At 55.0% G+C, this 13431-nt stretch carries 8 protein-coding genes; 6 read left to right on the top strand and 2 right to left on the bottom strand.

The window, feature by feature from the left end; translation table 11 throughout:
* Positions 1–71: 71 nt before the first annotated feature.
* The gene (gene narL / locus QKW35_RS18700; protein ID WP_345774508.1) at positions 72–737 is read right to left on the bottom strand and encodes a two-component system response regulator NarL; all 666 of its coding nucleotides are present in this window, start codon (positions 735–737) and stop codon (positions 72–74) included.
* Between the two features lie 19 nt (positions 738–756).
* The gene (locus tag QKW35_RS18705) at positions 757–2577 is read right to left on the bottom strand and encodes a type IV pili methyl-accepting chemotaxis transducer N-terminal domain-containing protein (RefSeq protein WP_282355603.1); all 1821 of its coding nucleotides are present in this window, start codon (positions 2575–2577) and stop codon (positions 757–759) included.
* A 297-nt stretch (positions 2578–2874) separates the two neighbouring features.
* Between QKW35_RS18705 and QKW35_RS18710 the strand changes: the two genes are divergently transcribed.
* From QKW35_RS18710 to narI, 6 genes are all read left to right on the top strand, one after another.
* The gene (locus QKW35_RS18710; RefSeq protein WP_282355604.1) at positions 2875–4125 is read left to right on the top strand and encodes a nitrate/nitrite transporter; all 1251 of its coding nucleotides are present in this window, start codon (positions 2875–2877) and stop codon (positions 4123–4125) included.
* Between the two features lie 95 nt (positions 4126–4220).
* Entirely contained in the window at positions 4221–5825 is a 1605-nt protein-coding gene (locus QKW35_RS18715) for an MFS transporter (protein WP_282355605.1), read from the top strand.
* Between the two features lie 777 nt (positions 5826–6602).
* Positions 6603–10358 (top strand): nitrate reductase subunit alpha, encoded by a 3756-nt coding sequence (locus QKW35_RS18720; RefSeq protein ID WP_282355607.1) that lies wholly within the window; start codon positions 6603–6605, stop codon positions 10356–10358.
* Positions 10355–11911 (top strand): nitrate reductase subunit beta, encoded by a 1557-nt coding sequence (narH, locus tag QKW35_RS18725; protein WP_282355608.1) that lies wholly within the window; start codon positions 10355–10357, stop codon positions 11909–11911. The genes QKW35_RS18720 and narH overlap by 4 nt, the downstream gene beginning before the upstream one ends.
* 11 nt (positions 11912–11922) lie before the next feature.
* Positions 11923–12687: a nitrate reductase molybdenum cofactor assembly chaperone gene (gene narJ / locus QKW35_RS18730; RefSeq protein WP_282355609.1), complete on the top strand. Its 765-nt coding sequence runs from the start codon at positions 11923–11925 to the stop codon at positions 12685–12687.
* Between the two features lie 19 nt (positions 12688–12706).
* The gene (gene narI, locus QKW35_RS18735; RefSeq protein ID WP_282355611.1) at positions 12707–13381 is read left to right on the top strand and encodes a respiratory nitrate reductase subunit gamma; all 675 of its coding nucleotides are present in this window, start codon (positions 12707–12709) and stop codon (positions 13379–13381) included.
* Positions 13382–13431 lie beyond the last annotated feature (50 nt).

The raw sequence follows: 13431 nt of genomic DNA on the forward strand, positions 1-13431 counted from the left end.
CGTTCCTGTTCAACTACACAGTACTGCGCTGCTTTTTGGATATAAGCGGCGCAGCACTGTGCCAAATCGATCTATTTAATCCCTTCCTGAACGGCCCAAACTGCGACCTCTACGCGAGAGCGCAGGTTCAACTTCTTCAACAGATGTTTCACATGCACCTTCACGGTGCCTTCGGTGATGCTCAGTTTACGGGCGATCAGTTTATTCGGAAGGCCTGCGGCGATCAGTTTGATGATCTGACGTTCGCGTGGGGTCAGGCTGCTGATGTCCGGGCCCTTGGCGGTACGTTTGCTCTGCAGCGCCTGGGCGAGCAAGGTGGTGAGGCGGTCGCTGATCACCATCTTACCCAGCGCGGCTTGGTTGAGGTTGTTCAGCAGCTCCTCCGGCTCCATATCCTTCAGCAGATAACCGTCGGCACCGGCTTTTAGCGCGGCGACCACATCCTCTTCATTATCGGAGACGGTAAACACCACTACACGGGAATCCACACCCTCTTCGCGCAGCATCTTGAGGGTTTCGATGCCGTTGATCTCTGGCATGTTGAGATCCAGCAGAATTAGATCGGGCTCATGCTCCAGCGCAGCGGCAACACCATCGTTGGCGTTGCTGGCTTCGGCGACTACTTCGAGATCCGTATCCAGTTCGATCAGCTGCTTCACGCCCTTGCGCAGCAGGGGGTGGTCATCAATCAGCAGAATGGATGCGGGGCTGCCTTGCTCACTGCTCATGTCGTTCATTGGGATTCCTGTAAATCAGTTATCTCTGTTTGGGTTGAAAGCGCATCAGTACCTGAACACCGCCCTCACTGCGGTTCTGAACCGACAGGTTACCATTCAGGGTGCTGGCGCGGTCACGCATAATGACCAGACCGTAATGGTTCGTCAGGTCTTTGTCGTCCGGCAGACCGATGCCGTTATCTTCGATAGAGACCTCTACCTCGCCGTTCGGTTGCATCACGCGTACTGATACATCGCTGGCTTCACTGTGTTTGACCACATTTGCGAGGGCTTCACGTACCAGTTGTAGCACATGTACCTCTTCATTAGGACTCAGACTTTGATGACGCAAGCCATACTTCAAACCGATATCGATGTTGAGGCGTTCGGAGAACTCTTTAATAGTCGCTTCCAGCGCAGGCTTCAGTCCCGGCTGATCCAGTGTCAGGCGGAAGGTGGTCAGTAGTTCACGCAGCTGACGGTAGGCGTTGTTGAGACCTTCCTTCAGTTCGTTGGTGACGTCATCAATCTGTTCTTCACTCGCTGCTTTATTGCGCAGGATCTGAAGACGACTCACCTGCATCTTAAGGTAAGAGAGGGACTGGGCGAGGGAATCGTGCAGCTCGCGGGCGATCACGGCACGTTCCTCCATCAGGGACATCTGCTGCTCTTTCTCTGCTTTCAGTTCCAGCGACAGTACGGTGCCCAGGTTCTCCACCAGGGTGGTGAGCAAGCGGATCTGTTCGTTGCTTGGTGGGCTCTCCGGACCAAACTCCACCTCAAACTCGCCGAAGTACGCCTCACGGGTTTGGATTGGGATACTTAGAGTGTCGTGCTCTTTGTTGTCTTGACGGGACACCAGGCAGTCGTTGCAGGCCTGATTGGCACAATCTGTCGGGCGTTCCAGTGACTGGGTGGTAAGGGTGCGGTAACTGCTGCGCTGGTTGGGTTCACACAGGGTTACACGTACGGGGCCGACCGGAATCACCTCTTCCAGCTTCTTCATCACCGGCATCAAACGGCGGCATATATCTTCGTCACGGTTAAAGCGACGGGTTGCCTCATAAAGCAGTTGCAGGGATTCGTTGGTGTAGCGCAGCTGGGCGGTTTTCTTCTGTACCCTGTTTTCCAGATCGGTGTAGGTCTTGGAAATCTCTTCAGCCATGTGGTTGAAGGTGGTGCCGAGCAAACCTAGCTCGTCATCACTCTGGTAATAAACGCGGGCGTCCAGCTTGCCCTGGCCGGCTTGTTTTGCCGCATCCAGTAGTTGCGCCAGTGGTTCGATCACGTTGCTTTTAATGTCGTACATAGCGATGAAGATGATCAGGATGGTCATGAACAGGCTGATGCCCTGAATCAGACTGAGTAGCTTGATCTTGGATTCGGTGCTTTCCTCTAACAGCTGTACCAGATGGTCGATCTTGGGCACGAACTCTTCAACGCGTTTCAGGTATTCCGCATTACCCTGGGGGCCTGCCTGGATTGCTACTGTCAGGGCGGGAGCGAGTTCATCCTGCCATTCCATGATCAGGCTTTCATAAAACTGACGTTGGTTGTGGTCGCTGTCGGTTGGGATCACGTTGGCCAGCTTCGGGCTTTTGATGCGTTGCTCAAACTCATCCAGCGAGGTTTGTACCTTAGACCGGGTCTCGGTGGTGCCGATGCTTTCGTGTTGCTGGGTTTCAGCGACGATACGGTACGACATCATACGCAAAGAGCCGGCCAGGTTTATGCCGGCCGCGTCGCCCTGGGTGCTTTCGGCCACGATCACCGAACTGATCATGCTGATCAGTGCCATCAGGCTGATGGCAAACATTGCGGTGCCCAGTCGGGTGATAATCGATTGGTTGAGGAAATTCATGCTCTGATCCCGTGTTATGTCCGGCGGTACTCATAAAGAACCGGCGGGTAAAAAGCCTTTTCCTGCGACTTAAGTTGGAGTCCACAAATTATCAGTTAAAACAGCGGCTTACAAAAGGAATAAGAGGTACCACCAAAGGGGTAATTCCAGAAAACCGCCATTTTTTCAGTAAGTTAGAACTTGATACGGATCAATACCCGAAGGGCCTCTCAGAGCTAGTTTTTGATCTAAAGCAAGTTCGACTTTCCCGAGATTGTGATGGCCCAGGATACTCAAAAGCAAATTTCAGCACTGATCATGAGCACACTGATGTTCGCGGCGTGCTTTGCTGCCTGGACGCTCATCTCCGTGATTGGGGTACAGATCAAGTATGAACTGCAGCTAAGCGAAACGGAATTCGGGATTCTGGTGGCTACCCCGATCCTGACCGGTGCGCTGGCCCGTCTGCCTATGGGCATGCTGGCGGAACGATTTGGCGGTCGTCGCCTGATGACCAGCTTAGTGTTGCTGGTCAGCATACCATTGTATGCCTTCTCTTACGCCGAAACCTACTGGCATTACCTGGCGCTGGGCCTATGTATCGGTCTGGTGGGTAGCAGCTTCGCCATCGGTATTCACTATGTTTCTGCTTGGGCCTCCCGCGATAACCAAGGGTTGGCGATGGGGGTTTTTGGCGCCGGTAACCTGGGGGCTGCACTGACCAACCTGGTCGCGCCACTGATCATTATCGCGTACGGCTGGCGTATGGCGCCGATTGCGTATGCCTTCGTGCTTGTGTTGCTGGGGATGTTGTTCTGGCTGTTGACCCAGGATGATCCCGTGCATCAGAAGCGCAGTGCGCGGCACGCTGAGCCGGGCTTGAAACAGCTGTTTTTGCCACTGATGGATCTGCGCGTGTGGCGGTTTGGCCTCTACTATTTCTTCTGTTTTGGCGGCTATGTGGCGTTGACACTGTGGTTGCCGGAGTATTACGTCAGTCAATATGGACTGGACCTGAAAACCGCGTCATTCCTGACGCTGCTGTTTACCGTGCCGGGTGCGCTAACCCGCGTGATTGGCGGCTGGTGTGCCGATCAGATTGGGGCGCGCCGGGTGAACTGGACGGTTTTCTGGGTCTGTCTGGTATGTCTCTTTTTCCTTTCCTATCCCCCTACAACCATGACTATTCATGGCATCGAGCGTGACATGACGTTCCTGCTCGAGATGCCGGTCTGGATGTTTACTGTGCTGGTGATGGTTGTGGGTGTGGCAATGGGATTTGGCAAAGCCAGCGTGTTCCGCATGGTGTACGACTACTACCCCGATCATATGGGGACTGTAGGCGGCGCTGTCGGGCTGCTGGGGGCGATTGGTGGTTTCGTACTGCCGATTAGCTTTGGTCTGGTGACAGACCTGTTTGGGGTTCGTAGCTCTTGCTTCATGTTGCTCTACGGATTGCTGGCCCTGTGCATGATCACCATGTACTACGGTATCAGCCTTCAGGACCAGCGACAGCGTTTGCAGGAGGCGATCCAGAATAACTTTCTGAAAGAGAACCTGGACGCTTAGGAAGGCCTTGGGTTTTGCCACCTCAGAAGGTGCCATTTTGAAATGTTTTAGGGGCGGGACTGTATCCTGTCCTGTTCTAGCCTGGAGAGTCAGTCATGTCTGATTTACGTTCGTGGGATGTCGAGGACACTAAGTTCTGGGAATCCGAAGGCAAGAAAGTGGCGAACCGTAACCTGTGGATCTCTATCCCGAGTTTGCTGTGTGGTTTCGCCGTTTGGTTGTATTGGGGCATCATCACGGTGCAAATGCTGAACCTGGGGTTCCCATTCGCCAAAGCCGAGCTCTTTACCCTGGCGGGTATCGCCGGTCTGACCGGTGCAACGCTGCGTATTCCGAGCAGCTTCTTTATCCGAATCGCGGGTGGCCGTAACACCATCTTCTTCACCACCGCGCTGTTGATGCTGCCAGCAGCAGGTGCAGGTTTCGCGCTGCAGGACAAAGATACTCCACTGTGGGTGTTCCAGATCCTGGCGTTCCTGTCCGGTATTGGTGGTGGTAACTTCGCGTCTTCCATGTCCAACATCAGCTTCTTCTTCCCGAAACGCCAGCAGGGTCTGGCATTGGGTCTGAATGCGGGTCTGGGTAACGCGGGTGTAACTACCATGCAGATCCTGGTACCGCTGGTGATGACCATGGGTATCTTCGGTGGCACGCCGATGATCCTGGAAAACACCTCCGGTACGCTGATCGGTAAGATCCCTGCAGGTTCTGAGACCTACATCCACAACGCGGGTTACATCTGGCTGGTGCTGTTGGTGCCGCTGGCGATCGCGGGCTGGTTCGGTATGAATAACATCCGTACCGAAGCGGTGTCCCCGGACATCGGTTCCCCGATGGGTGCGATGGGCAAAATCACCGGCCTGCTGTTGATCGGTTTCTTCACTGCAGCCTGTGGTCTGTACGTGATTCTGCCTGCGCCGCTGGGCATGGGCGCACCAGGCTGGGCTAAATGGCCTGTTATCGCCGGTATCCTCTTCAGCACCATTATGCTGATGAAGATGATCCCGGGTGATATCCGCCCGAACCTGCAGCGTCAGTTCAAGATCTTCAACAACAAGCACACCTGGGTGATGAGCATCATCTACACCATGACCTTCGGTAGCTTCATCGGTTACTCTGCAGGTTTTGCCCTGGCGATCAAAGTGGTATTCGGTTACCAGCACCTGATGGTTGACGGTGTGATGACCCATAACACTGTCAACGCCAACGGCCCATCTGCACTGATGTACGCTTGGATGGGGCCTTTCATCGGTGCTCTGATCCGTCCGATCGGTGGCTGGATGGCCGATAAAATGGGTGGTGCAAAAGTGACTCAGTACGTTGCAGTCGTGATGATCGCAAGTGCGCTGGGTGTGGCTTACTTCCTGAAAGCGGCTTACCAGTCTGCGACTCCGGAAGAGTTCTTCGTACCGTTCCTGATCCTGTTCCTGGTGCTGTTCGCAGCCACTGGTATTGGTAACGGTTCCACTTTCCGTACTATTGCGATGGTATTCCCGAAAGAGCAGGCCGGTCCTGCACTGGGTTGGACTTCCGCGGTAGCGGCGTACGGTGCCTTCCTGATTCCTAAGATCTTTGGTGAGCAGATCAAGCTGGCGACTCCAGAGGTTGCGTTGTACGGCTTCGCAGTATTCTACGCTGTGTGTCTGCTGCTGAACTGGTGGTATTACCTCAGCCCTAAAGCTGAGTTCAAAAACCCTTAAGGTTTCCCCTTAAGTTCGATCAGGCGGGGTCTTCGGACCCCGTTTTTTGTGTCTGTTTGAAGGGGAAGGGTGTTGGGCAACGCTTCATGTTGGCCGGGTTCCGATGCTCCGTATGGGGAGTCTATGTTGGGCAACGCTTCGCGTTGGCCAACCTACATACGGTCCGTAGGTTGGTCATTGCCATCGGCAATGCCCAACGTCGATTTGTAGCAGCCCTCTTTTATGCCCTTTAGGGTGCTGAAGGCGGCAGGCCTCAACACCGGAAATGTCGCGGTCGGAGACCGCTGCTACGTGTATTTCTGTCCAAATCTACACCCTTGTGGCAGCACTCTCCGAGCGCGACCAGCCCGTCTTGCAACCCTTTTTCACCCTTATTCCCGCTCTTCGGCCGAGGGGTACCCACTAAGAATCCCAGGTAGTACCCCGTATGCCCCTTCCTCTGTCCCCTGTTTGGGAAAGTCTTTGTAAATCAGCTATTTAAGCGTGAATTTCGATATACCTCTAAGGTGGTAAATCATTGATTTTCAAGGTTTTTCCGCTTTTCGAGTGTTGATCTGCGTCAACAGCCTCCGGCCGATAGTGGCGTAGTTTTGGTTACACAGTAAACGCAGATAGACCTGCAGGGATGTAGAGATATCTGTACAGACCAGCCGTCATCCGGCTGATGCAACAACCCAATCCGTGAGCAGATTGGTTTGTTGCACACCGGGTAAAACCGCCGGGTCCTTCAGAGGTGTGGGACCCAGTCCTGACCAAAGGGGTTTCAGGAGATAAGACATGAGCCATTTGCTTGATCGATTAAAATATCTGAAAAAAGAAAAACCGGAGAAGTTCTCCGATGGTCACGGGCAGACTACAGAAGAAAGCCGTGACTGGGAGGACGGTTACCGTCAGCGCTGGCAACACGACAAAGTTGTGCGCTCCACGCACGGTGTAAACTGCACCGGTTCCTGTAGCTGGAAAATCTACGTTAAGAACGGCCTGATCACTTGGGAAACCCAGCAGACCGACTATCCACGTACCCGTCCTGATCTGCCTAACCACGAGCCGCGTGGTTGTCCACGTGGTGCGAGCTACTCCTGGTATATCTACAGCGCAAACCGCCTGAAGTACCCAACAGTTCGTAAGCGCCTGCTGAAACTGTGGCGTGAAGCGAAAGCGCGCAACAGCGATGCGGTAACCGCGTGGGCGTCTATCGTTGAAGATTCTGGCAAAGCTCAGTCTTATAAGTCTGTACGTGGTCAGGGTGGTTTCGTTCGTTCCACCTGGGAAGAAGTGAACGAAATCATCGCAGCGGCGAACACTTACACCATCAAGCAGTACGGTCCTGACCGTGTCATCGGTTTCTCCCCGATCCCTGCAATGTCCATGGTGTCCTACGCGGCTGGTGCGCGCTACCTGTCTCTGATCGGTGGTGCATGTCTGAGTTTCTACGATTGGTACTGTGACTTGCCGCCGGCGTCTCCAATGACCTGGGGTGAGCAGACCGACGTTCCTGAATCCGCCGACTGGTACAACTCCAACTACGTAATCGCATGGGGTTCCAACGTACCTCAGACCCGTACCCCGGACGCGCACTTCTTCACCGAAGTACGTTACAAGGGTACCAAGACTGTCGCAGTGACTCCGGACTACTCCGAAGTTGCGAAGCTGTGTGACCAGTGGATGAACCCTAAACAGGGTACTGACGCAGCACTGGCGATGGCGATGGGGCACGTCATCCTGAAAGAGTTCCACGTCGACAAGCCAAGCGAGTACTTCACTGACTACGCCCGTCGTTACACCGACATGCCGCATCTGGTTCAGCTGGATCAGCGTGAAGACGGTAGCTACGTACCGGGTCGCTTTATCCGTGCCGCTGACTTCGATAAGAATCTGGGTCAGGACAACAATCCTGAGTGGAAGACTGTCGCGTTTGATGAAGCTAGCAACAGTTTTGTTACGCCAAACGGCTCCATCGGTTTCCGTTGGGGTGAAAAAGGTAAGTGGAACATCGAAGCGAAAGAGGGTGGTGAAGGCAAAGACACCCACCTGGCACTTACTTTCCTCGAAAACCACGACGAAGTGGTGTCTGTCGGCTTCCCATACTTCGGTGGTGTAGAGAACGAATACTTCACCAACAACAAGTTTGAAGACGTTATCCACCACAACATGCCAGCCAAGAAGATCAAGCTGGCCGACGGTAGCGAATCCCTGCTGGTAACCGTAGGTGACCTGATGCTGGCGAACTACGGTGTTGACCGTGGTCTGGGCGGTGACTTCGTCGCGAAGAGCTTCGATGACAACGCACCATACACTCCAGCATGGCAGGAACAGATCACCGGTGTAGACCGCAAGGTTGTGATCCAGATCGCACGTGAGTTTGCAGACACTGCAGATAAGACCAAAGGTCGCTCCATGATCATCGTGGGTGCCGGTATGAACCACTGGTACCACATGGACATGAACTACCGTGGCCTGATCAACCTGCTGGTAATGTGTGGCTGTATCGGTCAGACCGGTGGCGGCTGGGCGCACTACGTAGGTCAGGAAAAACTGCGTCCACAGTGCGGCTGGTTGCCTCTGGCATTCGGTCTGGACTGGCAGCGTCCACCACGTCACATGAACGGTACCTCCTTCTTCTACAACCACTCCAACCAGTGGCGTTACGAGAAGCTGGAAGTGGACGAGATCCTGTCTCCACTGGCGGACAAGTCCAAGTACACCGGCAGCCTGATCGACTTCAACGTACGTTCCGAGCGCATGGGCTGGTTGCCATCCGCACCGCAGCTGGGCACTAACCCACTGGAGTTGACCAAAGCGGCAGAAGCGGCAGGCGTGACGCCACAGGAGTACACCGTCGATCAGCTGAAATCCGGCGCACTGGGCTTCGCAGCGGAAGATCCGGACAACCCGCAGAACTTCCCGCGCAACATGTTCATCTGGCGTTCCAACCTGCTGGGTTCCTCCGGTAAGGGCCACGAGTACATGCTGAAGTACCTGCTGGGTACCAACCACGGCGTACTGGGTAAAGACCTGGGCGAAGAGGGCGGTAAGAAACCGGAAGAGGTGAAATGGCACGACAAGGGTTCCGAAGGCAAGGTTGACCTGTTGGTAACCCTGGACTTCCGTATGTCCACCACCTGTCTGTACTCCGATATCGTGTTGCCAACTGCAACCTGGTACGAGAAGGACGACCTGAACACCTCGGATATGCACCCGTTTATCCACCCACTGTCCGCAGCAACCGACCCAGCTTGGGAAGCGCGCTCTGACTGGGATATCTACAAAGGCATCGCTGAGAAGTTCTCCGAAGTCTGCGTCGGCCACCTGGGTGTAGAGAAAGACCTGGTAACCGTGCCTCTGCAGCACGACACCCCAGGGGAACTGGCGCAGCCATACGACGTTAAGGACTGGAAGAAAGGCGAAGCTGATCCGGTACCGGGCAAAACCATGCCAAACTTGGCGGTGGTTGAGCGCGATTACCCGAACACTTACAAACGCTTCACCTCTGTAGGTCCATTGCTGGAGTCTCTGGGCAACGGCGGTAAAGGTATCACTTGGGATACCAAAGAAGAGGTCGATTTCCTCAAGAAACTGAACTGGACTCACACCGAAGAGGGCGCTCACGAAGGCCGCGCGAAGCTGGATACAGCGATCGATGCCGCCGAGATGATCCTCAGTCTGGCTCCTGAAACCAACGGACAGGTTGCTGTGAAGGCATGGGAAGCACTGGGTGAAGCCACCGGTCTGGACCACACGCATCTGGCGATTCCTAAAGAGGAAGAGAAGATCCGCTTCCGCGATGTACAGGCGCAGCCACGTAAGATCATCTCCTCCCCAACCTGGTCGGGTCTGGAAGATGAGCATGTGTCCTACAACGCCGGTTACACCAACGTACATGAGCTGATCCCTTGGCGTACCCTGACCGGTCGTCAGCAGTACTACCAGGATCATGAGTGGATGCGTGACTTCGGTGAGAGCCTGCTGGTGTACCGTCCGCCGATCAACACCAAGGCTGTTGCACCGGTGATGGATAAGAAGCCGAACGGCAACCCGGAAATTGCGCTGAACTGGATCACCCCGCACCAGAAATGGGGTATCCACTCAACCTACTCCGATAACCTGATCATGCTGACCCTGTCCCGTGGTGGCCCGATCATCTGGATGTCTGAAGTAGACGCGAAGAAAGTGGGTATCGAAGACAACGACTGGGTAGAGATCTTCAACTCCAACGGTGCGATTGCTGCCCGTGCGGTTGTCTCCCAGCGTGTGAACGAAGGTATGACCATGATGTACCACGCCCAGGAACGTATCGTGAACGTCCCTGGTGCGGAAACAACCGGTACCCGTGGTGGTATTCATAACTCGGTAACCCGTGCGTGTCCGAAACCAACTCACATGATCGGTGGTTACGCACAGCAGTCCTACGGCTTTAACTACTACGGCACCGTAGGTTCTAACCGAGACGAGTTTGTTGTGGTTCGTAAGATGAAGAACATCGACTGGCTCGACGGTGAAGGCAACGATTACGTTCAGGAGGCAGCCAAATGAAAATTCGCTCCCAAGTAGGCATGGTGCTGAACCTCGATAAATGTATCGGCTGTCACACCTGCTCGATCACCTGTAAGAACGTCTGGACCTCTCGCGAGGGTATGGAGTACGGCTGGTTCAACAACGTTGAAACCAAGCCGGGCATCGGTTACCCGAAAGAGTGGGAGAACCAGGACAAGTGGAAAGGTGGCTGGATCCGCAAGGCGGACGGCTCCATCGAACCACGCATCGGTGGTAAATGGCGTGTGTTGGCGAACATCTTCGCCAACCCGGACATGCCGGAGATCGACGACTACTACGAGCCGTTCGATTTCGATTACCAGCACCTGCACAACGCACCCGAAGGCAAACACCAGCCGGTGGCTCGTCCACGCTCACTGATTACCGGTGACCGTATGAAGAACATCGAATGGGGCCCTAACTGGGAGGAGATTCTCGGTACCGAGTTCTCCAAGCGTTCCAAGGATAAGAACTTCGACAACATTCAGAAGGAGATCTACGGCCAGTTCGAGAACACCTTCATGATGTACCTGCCGCGTCTGTGCGAGCACTGTCTGAACCCTGCCTGTGTAGCATCCTGCCCATCCGGCGCGATCTACAAGCGTGAGGAAGACGGCATCGTACTGATCGACCAGGACAAGTGTCGTGGCTGGCGTATGTGTGTCAGCGGCTGTCCGTACAAGAAGATCTACTACAACTGGAAAACCGGTAAGTCCGAGAAGTGTATCTTCTGTTACCCACGTATCGAGTCCGGTCTGCCAACCGTCTGCTCCGAGACTTGTGTAGGGCGTATTCGTTACCTGGGCGTGATGCTCTACGATGCGGACCGCATTAAAGAGGTCGCAGCATCCGGTAACGAGCAGGATCTGTACGAGAAGCAGCTGGAGATCTTCCTGGATCCATTCGATCCGGCCGTAATCTCCCAGGCACGCAAAGATGGCGTTGAAGACAACGTGATCAAAGCGGCCCAGCAGTCCCCGGTGTACAAGCTGGCAATGGACTGGAAACTGGCGCTGCCGCTGCACCCTGAGTACCGCACCCTGCCAATGGTTTGGTACGTGCCACCACTGAGCCCGATTCAGTCGGCAGCTGATGCAGGCCAGATCGGCATGAACGGTGCAATCCCGGATGTGGACAGCCTGCGTATCCCGGTTAAATACCTGGCTAACCTGCTGACCGCCGGTGATGAGAAACCGGTTGTGTCCGCGCTGAAACGTATCCTGGCGATGCGTGCCTACAAGCGTGACGAGCAGGTGGAAGGCAAGATCAATCTGGAAGTACTGGAAGATGCGGGTCTCACCGAGGGCCAAGCGAAAGAGATGTACCGCTACCTGGCAATTGCGAACTACGAAGACCGCTTCGTGATTCCAACCAGCCACCGCGAACTGGCGAAGGAAGCCTTCCCTGAACGCAACGGTTGCGGCTTCAGCTTCGGTAACGGCTGCGCCGGCGGCGAGACTGAGTTCAACCTGTTCGGTGCCAAGAAGCAGAACGTCACCATGGTCGAGAAGATCAGCGGCGTGAAGCAGGTTGATCCTGCCCAGTTGGACTAGGAGATTAAGCGATGCGTAATCTGAAAATCCTCTCCGCCCTGATGGACTATCCGGAAGCCGAGCTTCTGGAGGGCCGTCAGGAGCTGATCGCCGAACTGCGTAATGACGCGTTCCTGGCGGCGGAGCAGAAGGAAGCGCTGATCGAGTTTGTCGATCAGCTCTGCACCTCCGATCTGCTGGATGCCCAGGAGGAGTACGTTGCACTGTTCGACCGCGGTCGCTCCAACTCCCTGCTGTTGTTTGAACACGTTCACGGCGAAAGCCGTGACCGTGGCCAGGCGATGGTGGATCTGATGTCTGTGTATGAGAAGCAGGGATTCGTAATCGATCAGCGCGAGCTGCCTGATTATATCCCGCTGTTCCTGGAGTTCCTGTCCTTGCGGCCGGAACAGGAAGTGCGCCAGTGGCTGATGGATGTCAGCCATATCCTGGCCCTGCTGGAAGCTCGATTGCAACAACGTGAGAGTCACTATGCGGTGCTGTTCGAAGTGCTGCTGAGCCTTATCGGCGTTGAAGTTGAGCGTGCCGAGCTGAAGGAGAAAGTTGCCACTGAAGAGCGCGACGATACTCCGGAAGCTCTGGATAAAGTATGGGAAGAGGAGATGGTGCGCTTTACCGAGGGCAGTGCGCAGGACGGGGCAGCAGGTTGCGGCGACAGCCTGCTCAATCAGCGCCGTCAGGAGCTGAATGCGCCTGACATTGCTAAGCCGGTGCACCTGGCGCCAATGTCAGGGCAACCATCTCAGAAACCGACTCAGAGAGTAACCGGCTCCTGAGGGGCCCGGGAGAATTATCATGTCATACATTAATGATCTTCTGTTTGGGGTATACCCATACATCGCCGGTGCAGTCTTTCTGATTGCCAGCTGGATTCGTTACGACCGGGAGCAGTACACCTGGCGTGCGGGTTCCAGTCAGATGCTGAACTCAAAAGGCTTCCGTCGTGCGAGCAACCTGTTTCACGTAGGTGTGCTGTTTATCTTCTTCGGTCACCTGGTGGGGCTGCTGACGCCACATGCAGTGTACGAGCCATTTATCTCCAGCGGCAACAAACAGCTGCTGGCGATCATCTCTGGTGGTGCTGCGGGTATCGCATGCTGGGTTGGTGCATTCCTGCTGCTGAAACGTCGTCTGGGTGACCCTCGCGTACGTGCAACCAGCAGCAAAGCGGATATCTTCATCCTGGTACTACTGTTCGTACAGGTAACCCTGGGTCTGCTGACTATCCCATTCGCACTGAACCACCTGGACGGCAGCGTCATGTTGCTGCTGGCCGGTTGGGCACAGGGTCTGGTGACTTTCCAGGCGGATGCTGCAGACCACCTGCTCGGTGTGGGCTTCATCTACAAAGCACACATCTTCGTGGGTCTGACTATGTTCATTGTGTTCCCATTCACCCGAATGGTGCACATCTGGAGCGTACCGGTGAAATACTTCGCGCGCAGCTACCAGGTTGTACGTCAGCGTTAATCAGTAACACCCTAAGTAAGACGACACCTGCGGCCTTGCCGCAGGTGTCA

The organism is Pontibacterium granulatum, assembly GCF_029961155.1.
GTDB classification, from domain to species: Bacteria; Pseudomonadota; Gammaproteobacteria; order Pseudomonadales; family Balneatricaceae; genus Pontibacterium; species Pontibacterium granulatum.

Bases quoted from the DNA above. Each gene is read 5' to 3' on its own strand.
- narL (WP_345774508.1), bottom strand. From the start codon at position 737: ATGAACGACATGAGCAGTGAGCAAGGCAGCCCCGCATCCATTCTGCTG.
- narJ (WP_282355609.1), top strand. From the start codon at position 11,923: ATGCGTAATCTGAAAATCCTCTCCGCCCTGATGGACTATCCGGAAGCC.
- narH (WP_282355608.1), top strand. From the start codon at position 10,355: ATGAAAATTCGCTCCCAAGTAGGCATGGTGCTGAACCTCGATAAATGT.
- QKW35_RS18720 (WP_282355607.1), top strand. From the start codon at position 6,603: ATGAGCCATTTGCTTGATCGATTAAAATATCTGAAAAAAGAAAAACCG.
- QKW35_RS18705 (WP_282355603.1), bottom strand. From the start codon at position 2,577: ATGAATTTCCTCAACCAATCGATTATCACCCGACTGGGCACCGCAATG.
- QKW35_RS18710 (WP_282355604.1), top strand. From the start codon at position 2,875: ATGAGCACACTGATGTTCGCGGCGTGCTTTGCTGCCTGGACGCTCATC.
- QKW35_RS18715 (WP_282355605.1), top strand. From the start codon at position 4,221: ATGTCTGATTTACGTTCGTGGGATGTCGAGGACACTAAGTTCTGGGAA.
- narI (WP_282355611.1), top strand. From the start codon at position 12,707: ATGTCATACATTAATGATCTTCTGTTTGGGGTATACCCATACATCGCC.